We start from the raw sequence: 23,365 nt of genomic DNA on the forward strand, positions 1-23,365 counted from the left end.
TGGAACAAGGGATAATCGCTAGTGCTTAAAGTTTCTGAATGGTATCGACTTCAATTTGAGTTTTCGTCCATTCCGAATCCACTTCACCACGGATAGCAACTTGATCTTTTGGTGACACGTCTTGCCCCATCCAGTCTTCGTTGTCGATCTCCACTTGGATTTCACCTGTGTTGTCTTTAAATAGGTAAGTCTCATTGCCCAACGCTTGCACAATGTTACCCGTTAACAACACATAGCTGTCATCAGCCGCTTTTTGTGCTTCTTTGACGGTATTGATTGCAGCGGTTTCAGGACCGGTAAAGGCAGCCAATGCTGAGCCTGAAAGTAGGGCGAGCATTGACACAAGAATCAGTTTTTTCATGCTAATGGCTTCCTAATTTAGAAATAGTAAGTAGAACCTACGTTGATTGATGCTGTGTTTGCGTAGCTATCAAGTTGGTACTTCGCGTTTGCACCGATGGTCAATTGAGGGAAGATTTTGTATTCCGCACCTATAGATAGCATTGCACCGAGCTCATTATTTTTTTCAGAACGGTGGAACAAGGTGTTGTTCATTTCGACGTCGTCATTCATAACAAGCTCATGTTCTTCTGATTTGCTTGCTTTGGATTCGTACTGAGTGTAAGTCAAACCTGCTTTAACTCTTGTTGTCCACTTTTCGTTTAACGCATAGCTAAACACAGGCGCTAACGTAATTTGTTTGGCTTTGATTGAAGCGTCCCAATCCATTTCATGATGGTATTTTTGACCCTTGATATCGACAATTCCAAGATTTTTGGAACGACCATCATCAAGATCAAATTGGTTATAACCCAGTTCTACAGCCCAAGAATCATTGATAGAGTAGCCAATGAAGCCACCAAAAATACCGTCTTCCAATTCAGGGTTCAGATTCACACCGTCAGCTTGAAAAGATGGTTCAAAATCGTGATCTGTGGTGCCGAATCCGTATTCCAAACCCACGTAAGGTGCTGCTGCAACCGAAAATGAGCTTGCTGCGAGAATCGTCAGGACTGTTTTTTTCATTATATATTTACCTCTTCGTTTCGATGGGAGGCATTTTGTGTGAAGAGTCGTGAAGTGTTCGTGAAGAAAAGACTAACGTTTGAAAATTAATAAAAAAACTCCTCACTAAGGAGGAGTTTGTCAGTTGCAAAGGTATGGTTAATACACCGTGCACCACTCATTTTTCATGTCAATGAGGTGCCAGTTATCACGCTGATTGGCTTCATCCATTGCTTTATCTAAATGACCCACACTGGATTTACGGTCGTATTTCCACTCGCGATCTTCATCGGTGTGGTGAACGATCATCGCCATCGAGTTTGGCTGACTGGTTGCCCACTGCATCATCGCGTGGTCACCGTCTGAGTTACCAATTGCGAGAACAGGTTTCTTACCGATGATGTGTTGAATGTTTTCCACTTTACCGGCTTTGTCATCAATCGTTAGGATTTCACCTAATTTAGTCACGGTTGGCTTACCGTCGTTGTAGTCGTACTTGTATTTTAGTGCGCTACCAATGATTTGTTCTTCAGGGATGCCGTACACTTCTGGTGCCCAAACACGCATAAAGTCCACGCCGCCACCAGAGACGATGTAAGTCTTAAAGCCGTGCTCTTGCAGATAGGTCACCATTTCACGCATTGGTTTGTAAGTCAGTTCGGTATACGCCTTACCAAAACGTGGATCTTTTGCAGCTTTTAGCCACTGTGCGACCTTCTCTTGGTATTCTTCAACCGTCATGCCGCTGTGTGTGACTTTAACGATCTCAAGCAGTGCTTTTTCACCGCCCTTAAAGACGCCTTCGATGTCATCGTTCAATACTGATTTGAACGGCTCTTGCGTCTTCCATTCTGGGTGGTCTTTTGCCATGACCTTCACTTCGTCTAGCGCATAGGCTAGCTGGAAGTAGAAAGGCTTCTCTGACCATAACGTGCCGTCGTTATCGAACACGGCAATACGGTCTTGCTCAGGGATGAATGTCGATTTCGTTGTATCCAAAGATTGGTCAACGTAGTTTACGATGGCGGTCTTACTTGCTCCATCTTTCCAAGAAGGCAGCAAGCTTGGGTCGCAATCTAGAGCCATCGCTGAGAACGATAAACCAGATAAGACTGCAAGGGCACAGATGTGTTTCTTCATATTATTATTTACCTAAGTTTGAATGTATTGTTTGTATACATTTGAGGTGAAATGTAAATGAGAACAACGTGGATTTAGCCTCTTTCCCTAACCATTTCCCTAACCAAGAGACGTGTTAATTGGTAAGAATGCGCAAAGGGGCAGTAACGTCGCTTCTCATGCGTAATCGTGCTTAATCAGCATCTTTAGCAAGGCGAAGTCCCATGTCCGACATAATTATAGACTGGCTTGCGAAATCTCGACGGAAATTCTCTGATTCATCAGAATCATAGGCAAAGCTACCGCCTCGCACGGACTTGTGTGCTAGGCCGGCTTTTTCATCTTTAGCGTTGTTTGGATTCTCGGTTGGGCCATAGCGGTAGAAAGTATCGTCATACGCGTCGAACACGAACTCACCAACGTTACCTGTCATGTCATACAGACCAAGTTCATTAGGTTGTTTTTGACCTACGGGGTGAGCTTGGTTTTTGGAGTTGTCGGCATACCACGCCACATCAGCAATGTTGTTTGAGCCTGCGTAAGTGAAACCTTGGCTCTTGTTACCACCTTTTGCAGCAAACTCCCATTCCGCTTCTGTCGGTAAGCGGTAGTTTTCACCGGTCAGTTCGTTCAACCTCTCGATGAAGTAATTCGCCTGCTGCCAGCTCAAGTTGTTAACCGGGATGTCTGCACCTTGGAAGTAACTCATTGAAGAACCCATGACAGATTCAAACAATTCTTGAGTGACCTCAAATTTGGAAATGTAGAAGCCGTCTACCTTTACTTCGCGTGCTGGGGTTTCTGCCTTCTTGGCGGAGTCGCTGTCCGATCCCATGACAAATGAACCGCCTTCAACCAACACCATGTCTTGATCAATGTTGAGCGCGATAGGGTGCGGTGATTGAGTCGCACAACCACTCATTAGTACGCTGAATGATAGAATGGAAAGTGCGGTTAACGATTTGCTTTTAAATGATTTCATCAATAGTTTCTCGCCAAAAAAGTCACGATAAATATTAGCAATAAACGCTATGAAAAAAGGTTATAAACGGTATAACAAGCCTCTTGTATTAATGGGATTTATGATTAGGTCATCAAGGTGAGAATGGCACGCTTATGAGCGTTCTCAGCTGCATTTCATAACGAAAAAGGTGACGTATGCACATTACTCAAGGTCCTCAGTTCAACGGTAAAGCCTCTAAGCGTTTACATGTCATGGCAAAGCCTATTGGGGCGGCTTGTAACATTGATTGCACTTACTGTTATTACCTCAGCAAACAGGACTTACTTGAGTACAAAAAAGGCTGCACGCCTGTGATGGATGAAGAGACGTTAGAAACCTACATTCGTCAGTACATTGAAGGACAGAACACGCCGGAAATCATCTTCTCTTGGCAGGGTGGTGAACCAACGATGTTGGGCTTGGATTACTTTAAAAAGATTGTAGAGTTTCAATCTAAGTACAAGCCTGAAGGCGTGGTCATTTCAAACGACTTACAAACCAATGGCACGTTGCTCAACGACGATTGGTGTGCATTTCTAAAAGCAAATAACTTCTTGGTTGGTTTTAGTATCGACGGGCCAGAAATGATGCACAACGCTTACCGAACCAACCGCGCAGGCCGTGGCACGTTTAACCAAGTGATGAAGGCTGTTGAACTGCTGCACAAACATGAAGTGAAGTTTGCAACGCTGACTTGTGTAAACAATCTAACCAGCCGCAATCCTCTTGAGGTGTACCGGTTCCTACGTGATGAAGTGCGTTCTCCGCAAATGCAGTTTATTCCCATCGTAGAACAGAAAACGTTCCGTACTACTGCACCTCAAACATGGGAGCCGCAAGAGCAGCTGAAACAAGGCGACAAGCGTCTTATTCCTGGTCACAAAGACTCTGTGGTTGAGCCATGGTGTGTGGCAGACGAGGCGTGGGGTAACTTCCTTATCGCGATTTTTGATGAGTGGATTCAGCACGACATTGGCAAGGTGTTTGTTCAGTACTTTGAAGCGAGTGTAGAGACTTGGATGGGGCGTAAAAACCCACTTTGTACACTGGGCGAGATTTGCGGCAAAGGCTTGGCAATGGAACCAAACGGTGATGTTTTCGCTTGTGACCATTACGTTTACCCAGAATACAAGATTGGCAACATCCACCACGAAAAATTAGACACCTTGGCGTATGGTCCTGAGCAGCAAAAGTTCGGTTTTGCCAAGACTCGCTCGCTAACCAAGCAATGCCAACAGTGTGATTACCAATTTGCTTGCTACGGCGAGTGTCCGAAAAACCGTTTCATTCGCACTAAAGACGGTGAACCTGGGTTGAACTACCTGTGTGCAGGTTGGAAAAAGTTCTTCTCTCATGCTGATAAGGCAATGGCATACATTCTTCGTGCAACGGGTAACCCTGTGGCACATGGCAAATACAGTGATGCAGTGTTACGCCAACAAGCGGCGAAGCGTCCTGTATTCGAAACCAAATTTTAAGGGGATTGATATGACATTCTCAAAAACGTTATTAGCTGTCGCTTTAGGTATCACCGCAAGCCAATCTGTTGCCGCGCAGGATGAAACCTTGCTGGCACCTGACCAAGTTTCTTCTGCGAGCGTGACAAGTGCTGAGGAAACCCATTCAGCACAGATGTCGCCACAGCAAGTGGTTGCGAAGTGGTCTTATCAAGCACAAGACGTGAAACAACCAGTAGAAAAGCGCATTGAAGCGTTGCATGAGTTGGCAAAATATCCAAGTCAAAACGCGCTGGTGGCAGTTGCACGCAGTCTTCAAGACCGAGACCCAGCGATTCGTGAGGCCGCGATTGTCGGAGCAGAACCTTACACGATTGAACATCGCTGGCGCATGATTGAGCCACTGTTGAGTGACCCTGAGGCCATGGTTCGCATTACTGCTGCGACCAACTTAGTGCGTGACTTTTCTAACGTGAGCAGCGAGCAACAGCAAACGCTTGAAGCCCCGGTTGCTGAACTGATCAGCTACTTAGAGCACAAGAAAGATGACGGCTCCAAACTGTTATTAGCGGATGTCTATCGTTGGCACCATGAATGGGATAAAGCAGATAAAATCTATCAAGCTTTAGTGACCAATCAGCCTGAAAATCCACAAATCTGGCTAAGCTTGGCCGACAACTACCGAGCGCAGCAACGCGATGCCGATGCGGTCAAGACGCTGGATTCTGCGATCAAACTTCATCCTGATAATGCGTCTTTGCATTACTCGAAAGCGCTGACGCTGGTGCGTTTGGATGAGAAGAAGAATGCAGCGACAGAAATCGAAAAAGCGGCCAACATGGCGAAAGATAACAGCTACTACTGGTATCTCAATGGCGTACTGCAAGAAGACTACAACCTAGACAAATCGGTGAAGTCTTTTGAGCAAGCGTATTTGATCTCTGGTGCGCCGGAACAGCTTTATGCGGTTTGCGACATTTATGTTCGTTACGACAACCCGAAAACAGATGAGTGCTTGGGCGAATTAGAGAAAGTCGCACCAAGCTACGTGATTGATCAATTGAAAGAGAAGAAAGGGCAGAAGAACGCTAAAGTAAACCGTTAAAGCTCTTTTGGCTCTGTCGTTACATAACAGACTGAGAACGGCACATTGAGGCGATTGAACTCCTTGATCCAACGCCATTGGTTATCTTGGAGTTTATCGCCCGGACCTTTCACTTCAATCCACTCAAACTTCCCATTTTTAAATGCAATCAAATCCGGCATACCGTTTCGATAGAGTTTTAGGTCGCTTAACTGCACGTTAAACAGTTCGGCCAACAGGTCATTAGGGATGTGTTCAAGTGCGAGGGATATGAGCTCTTCGTTCACGTATGCCCAACTGACGAAGGGATTACTGATCCCAACTTTATCTCTATATGTATCAAACAACGCCTGTGTATTCCCTTGTTGAACTTGCTCAAGCGCATTGCCGATAAGCTGCTTTCTTTTATCGGCAAAATCGGCGTGATACAAATCCAATGGTCGATGTTGATATGCGTTAATGAATGCGCCTTCTATTGGCGCAAAAATCGCATCCCACAAAGTTAATCCTAATAAGCTGTTGAGTAGGGTATTCTCGGAATAGAAGACGGTCCAACCTAAACTTTCGAAATGCGCTTTGGTTGCCAACTCCACACGTTGCTTGGATAGATCCAATTCGATGTGGTATTCGCTGCATTTGGGCTTGGTGGCTCTCGGGACTTTCAAGCCTTGTTTACGTTTAACGCGTTGTTCGAGCTTCTGTGCCACCTCAAACTCAGAGACATCAATAGGGTGGGTGAGCATCTCCGTGACAATGTCACTAAATAAATCGTTTTGTTCTAGCTTGTCGTATATGCGAGCACGACGCTCTCGGCTTGGCGCGAGTGTGGTCGTCTCAAACAACGAAATTGCAATCTCAAGCTCGTTTATGCGCTCGTAATCACGGGCAGTGTCGTTAATCATGTGCTCGCGTTTACGATCGACGTAGCGATGTTCAACTTGTTCTGGCATCGCTTCGATAAGAATATCGAGGTTCGCTTTTTGTTTTCTGTCGCATTGCCAATAAAGGTTGGAGAGTTGGCTTAGTTCAATAAGACGATCGATTTGCTTTCTGCTCTCAAAGAATCGACGCGCTTTACTTAACTGGTATTGTTCGAATTGGTGTAAGCCTAAGTCATCAAGCACGAACTGGCTAAGGTCTTGATGGGTATTCGCAAAAAACAGCGTCAGCAAAACATCAATCATGTGTGCGGAGTTAAGCTTAATCACTGTGAAACCCAGAGCATCAAATAGCTCGAAACGCTCTTCACTCAGGCATGCTATTAACGCCTCTTTCTTGAGGGATTTAGGATGTTCAGGATAGAGCGTGACGATCTCTGGCTTGGTCAGTAGATTCGCCGCTAATTCCTTTATCGTTAGGTCAGGGGAGAGCGAGACAAAATCAAAACTTGCCAATTCATCCAAAGCCGACTGGATATTCTCAATTTCTTGATAGTTGAGTTTGTCGCTACGAAACCAGCACCCTTTACGGCTGTAAAGACGTACGAGAAGGCACTGTGCAGGCTTGTTTAAGCTACCAAATGCGGATAGCCATTGATGTTCATCTTGGCCAAGTAAGTCGCTGTACCACTCGGTAGCGTGCTGTGTGAGCTTGAAGAAGTTATCGAGATAGTAATCTGGCGCGAGTTCGACGGTGTTTTCCATAACCAACTAACAATAAAAAAGGCTTAACCCATAGGTTAAGCCTTTTTCGAATCAATTTCTGCAGATCTATTAGATAAATAGAACTGGACTGTCGATTAAGCGTTTTTCAGTTGTGCTACTTTCGCTTCAGTCAGTGGCTTAGTGATGAACGCTAGTACGATACACACTGCCATCATTACTGCTGAGATAGTGTAAGCAAGACCGTAGCCGTCACCGTTAGTCATAGAGAAACCAACAACAGCTGCACCGATTGCACCACCGATACCCCATGCTGTGTAAAGCACGCCGTAGTTAGTACCGTAGTTCTTCAGACCGTAGAATTCAGCCGTTAGAGTAGGGAATACTGCTAGAAGCGTACCGTAACCTACTGCTGCGATTGCTGTACCGATGATTAGCGTGAACTCAGTTTTGAACGTTGCGAACAGAACCATGTTGATGCCCTGTAGAACGAACGCTAGAAGAAGAGTACGTACGCCACCGATCTTGTCTGCAAGCATACCTGCTGCTACACGACCGCCTGAGTTAAATACCGCAAGGATAGACGCTAGGTAAACCGCGTTTGGTAGGTTCGCTTGAACGCTTGCGATAGTTGTGATGTTACCGATGATCATAAGACCAACAGAAGCTGCGAACGCGTACATGATCCATAGAGAGTAGAACTGTGGCGTTTTAAGCATTGCTTTCCAAGTTAGGTCGTCAGACTTCTTCACAACCTTAGGTGCTTGACCTTCTTTTACTTTAGGCTCCGCTGGCGTGTAATCCGCTGGTGGGTTGTTGATTGTTGCTGCTAGAGGAACAGCGATAGCAAGGATACCAACACCAAGAACTAGGAAGCTCGTTTGGATGCCCATGCTGTCGATCAGTGCAGAAGTCACAGGAGCTAGGTAGATAGCTGCTAGACCGAAACCTGCTGCGATGATGCCGTTAACCATACCTTTCTTAGATGCGTGGAACCACTTCATTGCTGAAGGAGAAAGACACGCGTAACCAAAACCGATACCTGCACCAGTGATTACACCGAAAGTGATGTTCAGCATTAGTGGTGAGTTAACAAAACCAGACGCGATCATGCCTAGACCTGTTAGAACAGTACCTAGGATTAGGATCAAACGTGGACCCATACGGTCTTGAAGAATACCTGCAACAAGAAGACAGATAGAGAAAGTAATAGTTGCAGTCGCGTAAGGTGCAGATGCTTCTGCTGCGCTCCAGCCTGACTCAGTCACTAGTGCTTTGTTGAATACACTCCAAGCATACAGGATGCCAAGACAAAGGTTGATACAGAATCCTGCTAACAGGATGCGCATAGCTTTATCAATCTTGCTCATTTTTGTTCTCAGTAATACCTCTTGGCAGATAGCAAAGAGGGGTCGGTTTAAAGATAGGGTTTACTCAAAATAAGTTTGCGTTTTTCAACACATAACGTAATGAGCGCGGATTATAACCAATAAATGTGTGATTGGAATCTCTTTTTACCCCTGTGGCTAAAAATAATTTGAAACATTAAAAATGATTGTAATGAGAGCGTTTTATATATGAAGAAAATGTTGATCTAACGTAAAGAAGCTTTGGTTTGGTAGTGAGAACCTAAGTGAAACAAGGTTGATAGCTAGAACATGGGTGTTTGGCTCACAGTTTAAGCAAAAAGTTTCAAAATGTTTAAGTGTTAATGTTCTGTAACAAAAGTGGCCAAAATAGAGACTGCTTTTTGTAAGTGCAGGATCTAAAGGGTTTATAAATTCTAGAATGTTAACCGCTTGTAATAACTAGATTCAAAAGGGAGGATTGAACACAAAGTGAGCAAAAAATGTGCTTGTAATTGCTAAATAGATAAGCAAAATAGGGCGCAAAATGAGTTTTCATTAATGAAAGGATGCTTTTCTCTACTTGTAGTGAGGTGACTTATGAAATTGTTCCTATTACTTATGGCTTCTGTTTCTGCAGGTGTCGCATCAGCAGATCACATCCATTCATTCATGCTAGGTCTTTCTATTGCATCGCTTGCAGTAGGTAGCTGCTACTTCTTCGCATTCCGTAGTTCGCGTTTCCCACAGCTTGCTTTGTTCTTACTGATCTGTGGCATGTTGTCTAAATTGACGATTACTGTGGTCGGTGTGATGTGGGGTATGTCAGCTGAGCTGATTACGTCTCCAATCGTATTTGCTTTGTCTTACTTGTTCTTCTCACTAGCAGTAACCTACCTATGGTTCAGCTACCGTCAAAGCATCACCAAGATTCCTGAGCGCTTCAAAGCGGCTTAATCAAAGTAATCAATTGATGAACACAAAAACGCCAGCGATTATCGCTGGCGTTTTGCTTTCTGTGTTTAAAGCGTCACAGTCAGCGGAGGCTCTGGTACTTCCAAAAAGCATGCTATCACTCGATACAATTCACCTTCTGCAACGGTGATCTTTCCATCCGATTCAATGGCCAAGCGGCATGCTTTAACGAACTGACGTCGTTGAACGGGTTTCAGTTGCAACAACAGCTCTAGTGCAGCGCGGCTCAAGCGCCAATTCTTGTTTGCAGGCTCTAACGTTACTTCCGCGAAACCTAAAGATGTTAGGGCTGAATTAAATGCAAGTTGCGCCGCTTGTGGTTCTGAGTGACTGACCCAAGCGAGCTCCCTCAGTAACCAATGTACACTTTCTTCCAGTTGCTTAAGGGTTTTGTTCTGGCGAGTAAACCCAAAAGGTGCGATGAGCTGCTTCTCAAGTAAATTAATGACGCACCACTCACCGAGAGAGTAATGATTGTCAGTTTGTGATAATTCACGCAGCACTTCACACAACCGGTTCTTTTGGCCTTCACTGAGTGCTTTTAGGGCAGGGACCGCTAATTCCAAAAGAGGAAGACGCAAATGCGTTGGCAGCTCGTAATCTAACCAAGGTAATAGCTTTGCGTGCGACACCATTGGAATATGACCTTTGATCATCTCACGCTGCACTTTGCTTCCATCAAAAATTAGCAGCAACGCAATAAAACGAGCGCTATAAGGTTCACGTGCTATGTCGACCAAGTCTTGTGGCAATTGGCTAATGAGCTGTTTCCCTGTCTCACTTAACTCTGAGGAAGTTGGCGCGACACTCTGTGGCTCAACGTCCTGTGTACCTAAGTCTTGGGTACTAAAGTCGGCATCCGACGCAAATCCACTGACTTGTTCATTACCGAAAGTTGCTCCTTGGCTACGACTTTTACTCAGAAAGCTGCCATCCCAATTAGGCTCAATCCGGCGAATCCGTTCTTCAAGTGGTGGGTGAGTAGCAAATAGGCCAGTAAAGCCAGATAAGTTGCTCTGACCAAACATCATATGGCTCATTTGGTTGCTTGCTTTGGCGTTAAGATAAGACCCAGCGTTGCAGCCACCTATCTTTTTTAAAGCGCCAGCGATGCCTTGATCGTTACGGGTAAACTGAACCGCACTCGCATCGGCTAAGAACTCCCTTTGTCTTGAGATTGCCGCTTTGATCATTGAACCAAACAAAGTGCCAACCCAGCCTAGAATCAAGCAGACAATCGCTATCAACATAATGACGGCAAAGCCTTTATCTGAATCGGAAGAGCTTCTTGAGACGCGACTGGTGTGGTGTGTGTTGTCTAATACCAGATGACCGAAATGGGCAATGCAAGTGATGCCGAAGAGTACCCCGATTAAACGTGTGTTCAGGCGCATGTCTCCGTTTAAGATGTGGCTGAACTCATGAGCAATCACGCCTTGTAACTCATCACGTGTGAAGGTGTCTAGTGCGCCTTGTGTGACACCGATTACAGCATCATCAATACTCATACCTGCAGCAAACGCGTTGATGCCTCGTTCTTCTTGCATCACATAAACAGGAGGAACGGGAATCCCTGACGCGATCGCCATTTCTTCTACCACGTTAAGAAGTCGCCTGTGTTTGGCGTCTATCGTGTTGGAGGAAATCAGCTTACCACCAATGCTTTCTGCAACGCCTCGGCCACCGTTCGAAGATAAGTCAGATAGGCGAATCATCGAACTTATTGCTACGATCAACACGACACCCGCAAAGCACAGTAAGACATAGCTAATGGCCGTGTTTTGATCAAATGGCTCACCCGTCACCCCATAGTAAATACCAATCGATAGGACGCTGACCAAACCCGTAATGACAAATACCGCTAAGGAAAACAGAAACACCAAAAGCCCGGTGCGTTGTCGCGCGGTATCTTGATGGTCAAAGAAGTTCATTAGAACTCAACCTTAGGTGCTTCTTGGATGGCTTCAGTGTCTGCAAATTCCAACAACTTGCCGTCTTGGAAACCAAACATATTGGCAAACAAGACTGGTGGGAAAGTTTGCTTGTAGGTGTTGTAGCTGGTGACTGCATCATTAAAGGCTTGGCGAGCAAAAGCGACTTTATTCTCTGTGCTAGTCAGCTCTTCTTGCAGTTGACTCATGGTTTCGTTGGCTTTCAGTTCTGGGTACGCTTCTACAACCACATTTAACTTGCCTAACGCATTTTGTAGCATGCCTTCTGCTTGTGCTAATTGACTGATGGCTGCGTCGCTGTCTGGTGCATCACTGGCTGCTTTTAAACCAGAGATTGCTTGGTTTCGAGCTTGAATTACTCGTTCAAACGTTTCTTTCTCATGCTCCATGTAGCCTTTTGCGGTGCTAACAAGGTTTGGGATTAAGTCGTAACGTCGTTTCAGCTGTACTTCAATCTGAGCAAAGCTGTTCTTAAAGCGATTACGTAGCGTCACTAGCTTGTTGTAAATGCTGACCGCAAACACCGCGATAAGCAAAATGATGACGATAAAAACAATAAGTGAAGTCATAGTAAGTTCCATTTTGTGAATGTATGAGATTTTTATATAAGCTGTTGAGATAGTAAGCAAATCAGACTGCTGAGAATGTGGAGCACTTTGAAAATATGGAACGCATTGCTTAATTAAACGCACTACCTAATAAAACGAAGGACTAGTGAATGAAGAAGAGAAGGGCGTAAGAGAAGAGTCGTAAAATAAAAAAGGCTCGACATAGAAGCCGAGCCTTTGTTGATTGACGCAATGTAACCGCAGTTTATGCCGTCATTGGTACAAGCACCATAGTACCGATGATCACAGTAATCAGACCTGCTAGAACTGGCACTGATGTACGTTTTACTACTTCGAATGGACTGATGTTTGCCATACCAGAAGTCGCAACGATTACACCAGATACTGGCGAGATAGTACGGCCTAGGTTAGAAGCTTGTAGCATTGGGATGATTAGGAATGCGGGGTTAAGACCCATCTTCGCAGCCAGTGAAGGAGCAAGCTCTACGAACGCGTAGAATGGAGCGTTACCAGAACCCGTCGCAATCGCAGCAGCAACAGTTAGACCGGTTAGAATAAGCATTAGCGCGATACCGCCCGCACCCGCATTGTCTGCAAGGTGTAGTAGGTTATCGATAGCACCAATTGACATAAGACCTTGCGCGAATACACCCGCCGCAACCAACAGCATTACTACGCCTTTAAACGCATCTGCCATGCCCGCGTAACAAGAATCAAGATCCTCAAGCGACTTCTTACCGTCAAATTTGTTCACCACATAGTGAATCACAGCGCCCAAGAAGATAGAACCTACCACAATAGTGTAGATGTCTAGAGTCAGACCAGGAATCGTGCGACCGTTGAATAGGAATACGCCGATGATTGGTAGGAAAGGAAGAACCGCATAGAACGCTGGCGCATCTGCTTTGATCTCAGATACGTCAATCTTTTCCATTGGCGTGTTGTCTTTCTTATCTAGGTATTTGTTCCAGAAGAAAGCCGCAGCAGCCATTACGATGATCGCACAAATAGACACAGGTAATACGGTTTGAACCGCGAACACGTCAAGCGCGAGGCCTGATTTTTCTGCCGCGATAACCACGTCACCAGAAGTTGGTGAAAGGATGATTGCCGCCGGTGAAGCACACACTGCTACCGCAGCAGGGCGAGAGATACCCATTGCTGTCATCATAGGGAATAGGGTAGCCATTAATAGCACGCCTAGACCTGTTGCTGAACTCACTGCAAGAGACATCAAACATGCCACGATGTAAGCCGCTACCAAAAGGACGTATGGAGACTTGATAACAGAAAGCGGTTTAGAGAACTGTTTTACTACTACATTGTTTGCGCCGATGTGGGTCATGTAAGACGCGAAGCCACAAAGTAGCATGATTTGCATACCAAGGCCGCCGCCACGGTATTGAAGCATGTATTTTACGTACTCTAGTGCGTCCGTCACCATATTACCCGTTGAGGTTACTTTTGATGGCAGAACGTCATGGCCAAGCAGACCAGTCATAAGAAGCAAACTAATACCTGCGGTTAATAACACGCCAGCGGCTTTGTAGCCTTTGACAATGAAATAACCCACAGCAATGGTCACTACCAAGCCAATTAAGAGCTCTAACATAGGGTTGTCTCCAGATATTATGAAAAAAAAGAAAGAAACTGTTTCAGTTTATGTCAGGGAATTTACAGAATTCTTTCCTGTGGCACGAGACTAAATTAGAGCTAGCATGATCTAAAACAAATAATAGATTAATAAATAATTGCGTTGGATTATATTGTTTAAATTACGTTTTTCAGGTGTTATGTACTGGTTTTGTTGTTTTTAAAGAAACGAAAATATGAACAATTTATCGAATAAAAATCGTACGAAATGATTAAAAAGTGGGAAAAGCGATAGTTCGAGCTAGATCACGTTAAAGGGGCTTGATTGAACAAAAAAGCTCCGAATGAACGGAGCTTTTTGTTTTGACGTCGTTATATTGAAGCGCGAGTTACACGTTATGCGTAGCGTCGCACTAAGAGGTTCCAACTGCGTTGTTGACGTTCAAATTCTTCCTTAATTTGCTCGTATTTCAGCTTTGATACGGAACGTTCGTACTTTTTCACTACGGTTGCTGTTTTCTCACCAAGCACTTCTTTTCGCGCTTCATAATATTCTTGCATGTGGTGTACGAGTGCATCGAATTCCTGCTGAAGTTGGTCACGAATCGATTGGCTATTCGGTTTCGTTTCTAACTTTTCTTTTGCCTTTTTCAGCAACTGAGTTGCGCGCGCTTTTTCGATACGGACAGTCGATGTCGTACGAAGTTTGGTGGTTAGTCCCAGCCAAGAGCATGATTTGATCAACCATTTAGTCGGGTCGTAATGCCACCAGTACACACCATTTCGGTAATCGTTCTCAAAGATGTGGTGGAAGTTATGGTAACCCTCACCAAACGTGAAGAAGGCTAAGATGCCATTATCACGAGCGGTGTTTTTGTCGGTGAAAGTCTGTTTACCCCAAACATGCGCCAACGAATTGATGAAGAAAGTGGTGTGATGGCTCAAGAACAGGCGAGCGGCACCAACGATCAGGAACATTCCCCAGATATCACCATAGATAAGACCTAGTGCAAGAGGGAAGCCAATATTAGTCGCAATGGCCAAAGGAACGTAATACTTGTGCTGCCATGCAACGATCTTGTCTCGCTTCAAATCACGACAGTTTGTGTACTCGTTCTCTTTTGACTTGTTGTAATCGCGAAGCATCCAACCAATATGCGAATACCAAAAACCGCGTTTCGCTGAATACGGGTCTTTGTCATTGTCATCCACATGTTTGTGGTGAACACGATGATCAGAAGACCAATGCATTGCACTGTTTTGAAGAGAGAAAGCACCACCGATGGCAAAGATGAATCGTAAAACTGGGTGGGCTTCATAGGTTTTGTGGCTCCACAAACGGTGATAACCCGCGGTAATGGAGAGATTGGTAAAACTAAAGGCGATGATACCCCAGATCAGATGTTCCCAACCTAATCCGTAGTGGTATGCATACCAAGGTAATACAACAAAAGTCAGAATAAAACTGGCAGAAAATATCAATAGATTCAACCAGATAATGGGCGGTTTATTATGCGTCACGATGTGTCCCTAACTTTGAGCTAACAACTGTTCGCTAGAATATCAGCGTACACGTGTAAGTCAAACTAAAGTTAGGCGACTTTGTTTCGAGTTGTGACAGTTCTATCGCTAAGGCCAAACTCGCAATAATCTGGTGTAGTCAGTGGGATTTTTTGCTTTTAAACGAATAATGAGTAGTATTAATCAATGAGCTGTGGCTATAGATTTGTAAAATCTGCCAAAAATATGTAGTTAAAGAGGTGGAAAATGCCAAAGCTCGTTAGAGAAGCAATAAAAGAACATAGGAATACGTAATGGAATTACGATTAGCGGAATATAAGGATTATGAACGCATCGCGCAGTTGCACGTGGACAGTTGGAAGCGTCACTACCGTGGTATGCTAAGTGATGGTTACCTTGATAGCGAAGCCATCGACGACAAATTGTTGATTTGGCAAACTCGCTTAACCAACCCACCATTTAACCAGCATGTTGTGTTAGCCGAAGAGGGCGGGCTTCTTCTTGGTTTTGTTTGTGTGTTTGGGAATCATGATTTTGAACGCGGCAGTTTTATTGAAGCGCTTCATGTGGATGACAGTTATCGCGGTCGCGGGATCGGGAAGCAACTCCTATTAGCGGTTGCAGAATGGCAACAACAATATTTTAAAGATAGTGGTTTGTACCTTGAAGTGATTTCTCAAAATGAACCAGCAATCCAGTTCTACCAGCATATTGGTGGACAAGAATGCCAAGAACGCAACTGGAAAGCGCCTGGTGGAGGTGAGGTCCTTGAGAAAGTGTTCCGTTGGTCAAATGCACAATCACTGGTTAATGGCATAGAAGAAAACGTGGTTTACTCGTAACGGTTGTAACAAGAAGCCTAATTCAGAAAAGAGCAGCGACGTGCTGCTCTTTTTAGTTCTTGCCACTCTAAAAGCGTAATCCCATTGCTTTTAATTCATGTTCACATTGTTCTGCATGTTTAAATTGAATTGCCGCTAATCCTACCGCTCGTGCCCCTTCAACGTTATAAGGCATATCATCAAGAAACACGGTTTCTTGCGCGAGGAGTTGGTGGGTTTCTAACAAGCTTTGATAAATCTCTGGCTGAGGCTTTAACAATCCTAGTTCTGCAGATACCGTCGCGCCTTCAAATAGTGGCCAAAAGTCGTAAGTGGCTTTTAGAAATTCAACGATCTCTACCACGTTGTCGGTCAGTGCAAACACGTTATATCCTGCGGCTTTGATGCGTTTAAGAAGCTCGACACTGCCATACATCAGTAATTGAGTGTGTTTCACGTAGTAAAAGAAACGTTCGACTTCGCTATCTGAAAGTGCTTTTTCCGATTGATATCGCTGTTTAGCTTGTGCTTCAGTAATAAGCCCTTTGTTCAAATCTAACCAGATAGTGCTCATAAACAAGTCTTTGGCTAACGCCTCGGCGTCGACATCATTGCCAAATGTCAGCCTTACAATTTCTAATGGCGACCATCTCACTAACACATTACCTACATCGAATACGACATTTTTGATTGCTATTGATTGCATAGGTGTCCTTGTTTGATAAGTTGAATAGGAGAGAGTGGGTTGCTTCGCTGTGTGTATGTTGCACGGCATTCATGTACAAGGCTTTGCGTTACATCCCATTTTCTGTTGAATTAACAATCAAATTTGCCTAACTATTAGTTTTGTGAATATAACGCACTGAATTTAAAGTAGAGCGTCGCGAAATATTTGATTAATGTCTCACTGCTTATGTGCGTTAACTAATATATAATTGGAAAGCAAATATAAACAAAACAATGCAAAACACAAAATCAGTAAACGCTAGGCTCAGTAGATAAAGTAAATATGGACGCGATTCGCAAAGTATATCAGTACGCAGAACCCAATCTTACCCTTGTAGGATGGATGGGTTTTGTCGGCTTTCCAATTTACTACGTGGTCTGGGCATTTATGTTCCCACAACCATACGAAAACCTGCCACTTCGTGTCCTTTGCTCAATTTTATTCTTCGGTATCATTTATCGTAACCGTGTGCCATTTGAATGGCGTCGGTTTTTACCCGCTTATTATCAGGTCGCCATAACGCTCTGCTTACCCTGTTTCTTCTTTTACATGTTGCTGATGAACAACTGGTCGAATGTATGGGTGATGTCGTTTATGTCGGCGATATTTCTTCATATTCTGCTCGTCCATATCACTTGGGTCATGTTTGCTCAGACCTTTGCCGGTATTGGGCTTGCGACATTCTTCGCTTGGATAGCGCAAGGGTTCCACCTCGAACTCACAATGGATTGGACACACGTTCCAATCTTCTTGTTTATCTACCTGTTCGGTAACTTGTTCTACTTCAGAAATCAGGTTGAGCACGAAGCAAAAGTATCATTGGCGAAATCTTTTGGTGCCGGCATTGCACATGAGATGCGAAACCCTCTGAGCGGTTTGCTGACTTCTATTGATGTTATTCAATCGGTTCTGCCAAATCCAAAAGAGGGTAAGAAGGCGCAATACACGTTAAGCGATGAAGACGTGACACTGTTACGAGAAGTTAGCAGTGACGCGATGAAGATCATCCACTCAGGGAATGAAACCATTGATTTGCTGCTTACTTCAATTGATGAGAACCGTGTATCTCGCTCTACATTCAAAAAACATTCAGCACAAACCGTTGTCGAGAGTGCAATTGAAAGCTTCAGTTACAAACGTTCCACCGACCGTTTTGCGATCTCTTTAGACGTAAGAAGCGAGTTTGATTTCTTGGGCAGCGATACATTGCTTAAGTACGTGATGTACAACTTATTCAAGAATGCGTTCCATCATCGTAGTTCCGAAGATTTCCATATTCACGTCACCATGTATAGCGATGAGTTCACTAACCAAATTGTTGTTACGGATAATGGTTCGGGCATTTCTCCGGATGTACTTCAGAGTATTTTCCAAGATTTTTATACCACGGGTAAATCCGGAAACTACGGTCTTGGTTTGCCTTTCTGTAAGAAAGTGATGCGCTCGTTTGGTGGCGATATCCGTTGTCAGTCGGAAGTCGGCGAGTGGTCACAATTTACCATGACCTTCCCAACCATTGGCTCAAACGCAGTCAAAGAGATTAAGAGTGAATTAACGAAGCTAAAAACGATTTTGTTTGTGAGTGAGCAAAACATTTTAGTCTCGAAAGTCACTGATATTGCGCGCTTTATGGGATTCGAACTCACGGTACTTGATGTGCCGGCGATGATGAAGAAGAAAGAGTACGAATTCGAGTTTGATTTAATACTGATCGACATGGAAAGCTTAGACGTGCGAGGGAGTCACCTCGATAAAGTTGAATCTTTGCTCTCTTTTACTGAAGCACGAATCGTGTATCTCTTTGAGCACCATCCAATTCAACGCGCAAGAAACGTGTCTTTCGAGCCGATTTGGGTAGAAACCCAAGCATGGCTGCTAAACACCAGAGCAACCATCGACCGTCTGCTCTATGATGCAAATTACGTAGTGCCAGTGATGCCGGTAAAACCTCTGGATTCGACAAACAAGCGCACTATTATGGTGGTGGACGACAACGAGTCTTTACGCAAGTTTACGGCGATGTTGCTGGAGAAGCAGGGCTTCGACGTGATTCAGAAAGAAGATGGCCAGCAAGCAATCAACGCGTTAGATGCGAACGATGTCGATTTGATTTTAATGGACATTGAAATGCCTGTGATGGACGGTGTAGAAGCGTCTCGTCGAATCCGAGGTTCAAACAAGGCGTATTCAACGGTGCCTATCATTGCGCATACTGGCGACAGTTCACCGATTACACTAGATAAGATTGGTTCATCGGGGATGTCGGATTTCATCGTGAAACCCGCCGACAAGAACAGACTGTTCGACAAGATTGCTAATTGGATTTAACCCAGCGTTCTTAACCTAGTCGTCTTAACTCCTCGTATTGTTAGCCCAGCGTCACCAAGGGGAAGCAAAAGGTCATAATAGAGCTCAGCATAACGCTGAGCTCTTTGTTTTTCGGCAGTCACAAGCTTCCATTCAAACGTGCCGTTTATGATCTGTTAAACAAACTCTAGTTCTGGGTGGTTATACGCTTCCTGACAAGCGGTCAGCACATGGTCGATGTCGCGAGACGTCATGTCGGCGTTGATTGAGAAGCGAATAATGTTTTTATTCTTTCCCGTTGCCGGGCGACAAAATACAGCGCCAAAGACATTACGTTCCTCCAAGAAGTCACGTACACGCTCGGTATTACGCTCGCTACCGCACTCTAACGCGATAATTTGTGATTCGCTGCGGATATTAAAACCAATCTGCTTAAGGCCCGTTCTGAGCTCTTTAGCGCGATTGAACAGCATGGTTCGTTTATCATCGGCGTCTTTAATCACTTCGAGCGTTTTCTCTAGTCGAATGACTTCTTGTGGCAGAACCGTTGAACTAAAAATGGCCGGGAACGCAACAAATGGCAACGTTCGTGCCAGTTTTTCTGGGCCGAGAATCGCTCCTGCTCGATAAGCAAAGGTTTTTGCCAGACTGACAGTAATGAAATCTACTTGATCAGTGAGATCCAGTGCTTTAACTAAGCCAGAGCCGTTAGGCCCGTGTGTTCCTAACGAGTGGGATTCATCCACCACTAAAGCACAATCAAACTCACGCGCCATTTCGTAGATGTCGTGGAGTGGGGCGATCGTGCCTATCGTGCTGTAGACCGAATCTACCACGATAACGCCTGAGCCATGACGCTGGATCTGCTTACGCAAGTGGCTCATGTTGTTGTGCATGAACGGATGCGCTTGTGCTCCCGCGGCCCGAATACCTTCCCACAATGACATATGCGCAAAGAAGTCGATATAAACCGGCGTTTCAGGCGGACAAATGGTCTGCAACAGTCCTATATTTGCAGCCCATCCCGACTGGGAAAGCAAGCAACTCCCCATGCCAACGTAATCCGCAAGTTGCGTTTCAAATGCAGGCTTCGAATCATCATCTTGCAAGAAGATCGCTGACATAACGACGTTATCATCATGCTCTGATATCGCATCTCGGTGAGCTTTTTGAATCTGTTGGTTATGAGATAGCGATAAGTAATCGTTACTCTGCATGACCACAGCTTCGGGTTGCGGTCGTTTCCCTAATACCAAGTGCTTTTGGTTCTCGTTCTGTTCAATCAGATCTTGAATATAAAAGTCCAGGCGTTCCTCAACAAAGGAAGGAAGTCGTTTCGTTTTCAGTTTATCACTCATAATAAGTTCTCTTCGTAATACAGAAAAACGCCAGCGCTGACAGTTATATAGTTTGACTAATATGAGTGAGGTGTCATTAGCCAAGTTGCATAAGTTTGCGTGCGCCTGCAAACTCGGCATTTAAGGGTTGGGTGAGCTTTGTAACTCCTTACCATTCGGGGGTCTAACTAAGATCGCGCTTAAAAAATAACCGTTAAAACACATAATTAATATTTATGAATTTGTTCGACTTTTCCTACAAAATTTAACTGGAGGGCAAATTGTTAGGGGATGAGGGTAACGCTACGTTTAGTGGTTTTCATTCCATAAATAATGAGAAAAGCGTCGCTCTTTTGCACTGCAATGAAAAAATTTAAGCATAAAAAAAGGCACGTGTATCACGTGCCTTAGGAAGGAAGTTAAGAGGGGGATTATCGCTTGTTACGAAGGTAACGCTTACGACGTTCTTCTTTGCGTTTTGCTTTTTCTTCTTCTTTACGAGCGGTTTCAATCTCTACTTCAATCAATTCTTGAGTGATCATCTCAGGCAGTTCAAGAGTGATTTGTCCCAATGTGCCCTGGCGAAGTTCATGAAGAAGGATCTCGGATACTTTGTGAAGGTCTACTCGTCCGCCAGCACGTAATGCACCGCGGCGACGACCGATCTCTTCCATCATCTCGATATCCGATTGTGGCAGTTCGTCGATTTGGTAGCGCTCTTTTAGCTTTTCAGGGTAGTGAGCCGCTAAGTATTCCACCGTGTAGAACGCGACTTCATCGTATTCCATTGCGGTGTCCTTTACCGCGCCGGTTGCAGCAAGACGGAAGCCACTGTGTGGGTTTTCTACTTTTGGCCACAGGATCCCCGGAGTGTCAGAAAGAACGATACCATTTTGAAGGTTAATACGTTGCTGACGACGTGTAACCGCTGGTTGGTTACCCGTCACTGCGATAGTTCGGCCGGCCAACGCATTGATAATGGTGGATTTACCAACGTTTGGAATACCCATGATCATGGTACGAATGTTCTTGCCAATTTCTTCACGATGCGGGGCAAGTTTACGTACCAACTCCATAATTTTTAGGACTTCAGTCTGTTGCGAGGTGGTAATAGCGATCGCTTTTACGTTGTGCTCTTTCTCGAAGTGGTCAATCCAAACTTGAGTTAACTCTGGGTCCGCAAGATCACGTTTGTTAAGCACTTTTACTACTGGCTTATCGCCCTTGAGCTCCGCGATCATAGGGTTTTCACTACTAAAAGGGATACGAGCATCAAGCACTTCAATAATGACATCTATTTGAGGGATCGCTTCTGCAATCTCTTTTTGTGCTTTATGCATGTGGCCCGGGAACCACTGGATAGAGTTGTTAACCATTTGAAAAATCGCCTTATTGTTTCATGGTTATGCTGGTGGGCTACTTAGCTTAGTTACATCACTTATGGGGATGTTGAGGGAGTGGGGTAATCATCACCACTCGTTACCACTACAGCGAGTCATGTGAGGATCTTAACACTTTATTGAGAGAGCGGAAATGTTAGAGCAGACTGACAGAGAGATATTTAGGTGCTTAAGCCCTGTTTTAGCGGCAATGCGGTTACTTTCAAGTCGAACGGGGTTTTCTTTCAAGCGTAATCAGCTCATTGTGACGTAGAAAACTACGCCGCAATGAGCTGAATTAGAAGAGACAAGAGGGCGTTAAGAGGCGGAGTCGAGTAGTTCGTTGATCAGTTCTGCGCGCTCAGTTCTTGCAGCTAACATCATTTGCATGTTCACCGGTGGAGCAGGGTTAGTGCGGATGTAACGAGCGTAATCAACAGGCACACCATCCACAATTAATTCTAAGTGCAGGTGAGGGCCTGTTGTTCTTCCAGTATTACCAGTTCGGCCGATGGTTTGTCCTTTCGTTACGTGGTCACCCACACGAACATCGCTACGAGACAGGTGTAAGTAACGAGACATGGAACCGTTGGTGTGGCGGATATTAATGTAATTACCGGCAAAACGATTGTAGCGTGACTTCACGACGACACCATCTGCAATACTCTGTATTGGTGTTCCAATTGGGACGGCGTAATCAGTACCTAAGTGTGGTGCAATTAAACCTGTTACTGGATGTTTTCGCTTCAAATTAAAACCAGAGCTAACTTTGTACTTTTTCGCTAGTGGAAATGAATAATATGGCTTTCGAATTAACTTATTGCCATATTCATCGTAAGCGTTGTTGTCGCCATCGTTAATAACAAAGAAGTCTCTTTTACTACCGGAATAGTAAAAAGAACTGATGTATTTTTCATTATAACTATTGGTTCGGGTTTTTATTGAGAACTTGTCGCCTTTTCTTACTGAACCAATAATGTCGAATTCATTTTCGATTAATTTTATCAAAGATTTTATCTCTCGCTGAGATAATCCTGCATTAATCAAAGAAGTCACGAAAGAGTAATCGATCACGCCTGTGGTGATCTTGGTTCGCTGAAAGTACGTCTCGTAGATGTGTTCGATGTTACTGTGGATTATTTTATTAGAAACAACAGTTTGAGGCTTTTTGGTGGCTACGCTTGGTTGCTCTTCAGGAGTAAGTAGATGATGAGTAAAAGACACGCCGGCAATGATGACGAATGCAATGAGCACAAGAGGTAGAGCAATGTTTTGTGTATGTTGTCTTAATATTAAACTTGTCATTAAATCGAAATTATGCTTAAAGGCGAAAAATTGAGGGGAGTATAATATTTAAAATAAAATCTTACACGCCGTTATAGCCAATTCCTGTGTTTTTACTAATTAAATAACGATAGATGTGAAGTAGCGCTGCTAAAGAGGTTTAAAACTACCTATTTTCTTAGCGTTTATGTTTGATTTTATGGTTATTTTGTCACGTTGAGAAAATCCTAGACAATAATATAATCGCGGCAAAATATACTCTGCCAAATTACTATGTTCACTAAA

At 44.3% G+C, this 23,365-nt stretch carries 19 protein-coding genes; 5 read left to right on the forward strand and 14 right to left on the reverse strand.

The window, feature by feature from the left end; all coding sequences use genetic code 11:
* Positions 1 to 25: 25 nt before the first annotated feature.
* The 4 genes from ATB78_RS17410 to ATB78_RS17425 form a co-directional block, all read right to left on the reverse strand.
* The gene (locus tag ATB78_RS17410) at positions 26 to 361 is read right to left on the reverse strand and encodes a NirD/YgiW/YdeI family stress tolerance protein (protein WP_061009487.1); all 336 of its coding nucleotides are present in this window, start codon (positions 359 to 361) and stop codon (positions 26 to 28) included.
* 17 nt (positions 362 to 378) lie between these two features.
* Positions 379 to 1,026 (reverse strand): AcfA family outer membrane beta-barrel protein, encoded by a 648-nt coding sequence (locus ATB78_RS17415; protein ID WP_061009489.1) that lies wholly within the window; start codon positions 1,024 to 1,026, stop codon positions 379 to 381.
* Positions 1,027 to 1,164: 138 nt separating this feature from the next.
* Positions 1,165 to 2,145, reverse strand: a complete 981-nt coding sequence (locus tag ATB78_RS17420; RefSeq protein WP_061009490.1) for an HAD family hydrolase — start codon at positions 2,143 to 2,145, stop codon at positions 1,165 to 1,167.
* Between the two features lie 172 nt (positions 2,146 to 2,317).
* The gene (locus ATB78_RS17425) at positions 2,318 to 3,106 is read right to left on the reverse strand and encodes an SUMF1/EgtB/PvdO family nonheme iron enzyme (RefSeq protein ID WP_061009492.1); all 789 of its coding nucleotides are present in this window, start codon (positions 3,104 to 3,106) and stop codon (positions 2,318 to 2,320) included.
* Between the two features lie 176 nt (positions 3,107 to 3,282).
* On the opposite strand from ATB78_RS17425, the gene ATB78_RS17430 reads away from it, so the two are divergent.
* Positions 3,283 to 4,605, forward strand: a complete 1,323-nt coding sequence (locus ATB78_RS17430) for an anaerobic sulfatase maturase (protein ID WP_061009494.1) — start codon at positions 3,283 to 3,285, stop codon at positions 4,603 to 4,605.
* 10 nt (positions 4,606 to 4,615) lie between these two features.
* Positions 4,616 to 5,689 (forward strand): HEAT repeat domain-containing protein, encoded by a 1,074-nt coding sequence (locus ATB78_RS17435; RefSeq protein WP_061009496.1) that lies wholly within the window; start codon positions 4,616 to 4,618, stop codon positions 5,687 to 5,689.
* On the opposite strand, the gene ATB78_RS17440 is transcribed toward ATB78_RS17435, so the two are convergent.
* The gene (locus ATB78_RS17440; protein WP_061009498.1) at positions 5,686 to 7,311 is read right to left on the reverse strand and encodes a VRR-NUC domain-containing protein; all 1,626 of its coding nucleotides are present in this window, start codon (positions 7,309 to 7,311) and stop codon (positions 5,686 to 5,688) included. The genes ATB78_RS17435 and ATB78_RS17440 overlap by 4 nt on opposite strands.
* A gap of 95 nt (positions 7,312 to 7,406) precedes the next feature.
* Entirely contained in the window at positions 7,407 to 8,639 is a 1,233-nt protein-coding gene (locus ATB78_RS17445; protein WP_009704178.1) for an OFA family MFS transporter, read from the reverse strand.
* Positions 8,640 to 9,215: 576 nt separating this feature from the next.
* On the opposite strand from ATB78_RS17445, the gene ATB78_RS17450 reads away from it, so the two are divergent.
* On the forward strand, positions 9,216 to 9,572 hold the full coding sequence (locus ATB78_RS17450; protein ID WP_009704179.1) for a hypothetical protein: 357 nt from the start codon (positions 9,216 to 9,218) through the stop codon (positions 9,570 to 9,572).
* 65 nt (positions 9,573 to 9,637) lie between these two features.
* Here the strand turns inward: ATB78_RS17450 and ATB78_RS17455 are convergent, their stop codons facing one another.
* The 4 genes from ATB78_RS17455 to ATB78_RS17470 form a co-directional block, all read right to left on the reverse strand.
* Positions 9,638 to 11,521, reverse strand: a complete 1,884-nt coding sequence (locus ATB78_RS17455; RefSeq protein ID WP_061009500.1) for a M48 family metallopeptidase — start codon at positions 11,519 to 11,521, stop codon at positions 9,638 to 9,640.
* A complete protein-coding gene (locus ATB78_RS17460; protein ID WP_054824684.1) occupies positions 11,521 to 12,111 on the reverse strand; it encodes a LemA family protein in 591 nt (196 codons plus the stop codon). The genes ATB78_RS17455 and ATB78_RS17460 overlap by 1 nt, the downstream gene beginning before the upstream one ends.
* 244 nt (positions 12,112 to 12,355) lie before the next feature.
* Positions 12,356 to 13,723 (reverse strand): anaerobic C4-dicarboxylate transporter DcuC, encoded by a 1,368-nt coding sequence (dcuC, locus tag ATB78_RS17465; RefSeq protein ID WP_005437706.1) that lies wholly within the window; start codon positions 13,721 to 13,723, stop codon positions 12,356 to 12,358.
* Positions 13,724 to 14,100: 377 nt separating this feature from the next.
* Positions 14,101 to 15,225, reverse strand: coding sequence for a fatty acid desaturase (locus ATB78_RS17470; protein ID WP_061009502.1), 1,125 nt, complete (start codon positions 15,223 to 15,225; stop codon positions 14,101 to 14,103).
* 293 nt (positions 15,226 to 15,518) lie between these two features.
* On the opposite strand from ATB78_RS17470, the gene ATB78_RS17475 reads away from it, so the two are divergent.
* Positions 15,519 to 16,067, forward strand: a complete 549-nt coding sequence (locus ATB78_RS17475; RefSeq protein ID WP_005437703.1) for a GNAT family N-acetyltransferase — start codon at positions 15,519 to 15,521, stop codon at positions 16,065 to 16,067.
* Positions 16,068 to 16,134: 67 nt separating this feature from the next.
* Here the strand turns inward: ATB78_RS17475 and ATB78_RS17480 are convergent, their stop codons facing one another.
* Positions 16,135 to 16,752 carry an HAD family phosphatase gene (locus tag ATB78_RS17480; RefSeq protein ID WP_033005631.1) on the reverse strand — a complete coding sequence of 206 codons (618 nt, stop codon included), beginning with the start codon at positions 16,750 to 16,752 and terminating at the stop codon, positions 16,135 to 16,137.
* Positions 16,753 to 17,055: 303 nt separating this feature from the next.
* Here ATB78_RS17480 and ATB78_RS17485 point away from each other — a divergent pair, with 303 nt between their 5' ends.
* Positions 17,056 to 19,101: a hybrid sensor histidine kinase/response regulator gene (locus ATB78_RS17485; RefSeq protein WP_032801937.1), complete on the forward strand. Its 2,046-nt coding sequence runs from the start codon at positions 17,056 to 17,058 to the stop codon at positions 19,099 to 19,101.
* 155 nt (positions 19,102 to 19,256) lie between these two features.
* Here ATB78_RS17485 and cqsA read toward each other — a convergent pair whose 3' ends face one another.
* From cqsA to ATB78_RS17500, 3 genes are all read right to left on the reverse strand, one after another.
* Positions 19,257 to 20,558 carry an alpha-hydroxyketone-type quorum-sensing autoinducer synthase gene (cqsA, locus tag ATB78_RS17490; RefSeq protein WP_081096618.1) on the reverse strand — a complete coding sequence of 434 codons (1,302 nt, stop codon included), beginning with the start codon at positions 20,556 to 20,558 and terminating at the stop codon, positions 19,257 to 19,259.
* 290 nt (positions 20,559 to 20,848) lie between these two features.
* Positions 20,849 to 21,793 (reverse strand): ribosome biogenesis GTPase YlqF, encoded by a 945-nt coding sequence (gene ylqF, locus ATB78_RS17495; protein ID WP_038897169.1) that lies wholly within the window; start codon positions 21,791 to 21,793, stop codon positions 20,849 to 20,851.
* Positions 21,794 to 22,114: 321 nt separating this feature from the next.
* Positions 22,115 to 23,101 carry a peptidoglycan DD-metalloendopeptidase family protein gene (locus tag ATB78_RS17500; protein ID WP_061009506.1) on the reverse strand — a complete coding sequence of 329 codons (987 nt, stop codon included), beginning with the start codon at positions 23,099 to 23,101 and terminating at the stop codon, positions 22,115 to 22,117.
* Between the last annotated feature and the right edge of the window lie 264 nt (positions 23,102 to 23,365).

The sequence above is a fragment of the Vibrio sp. CUB2 genome, assembly GCF_001557945.1.
Classification (GTDB): Bacteria; Pseudomonadota; Gammaproteobacteria; order Enterobacterales; family Vibrionaceae; genus Vibrio; species Vibrio owensii.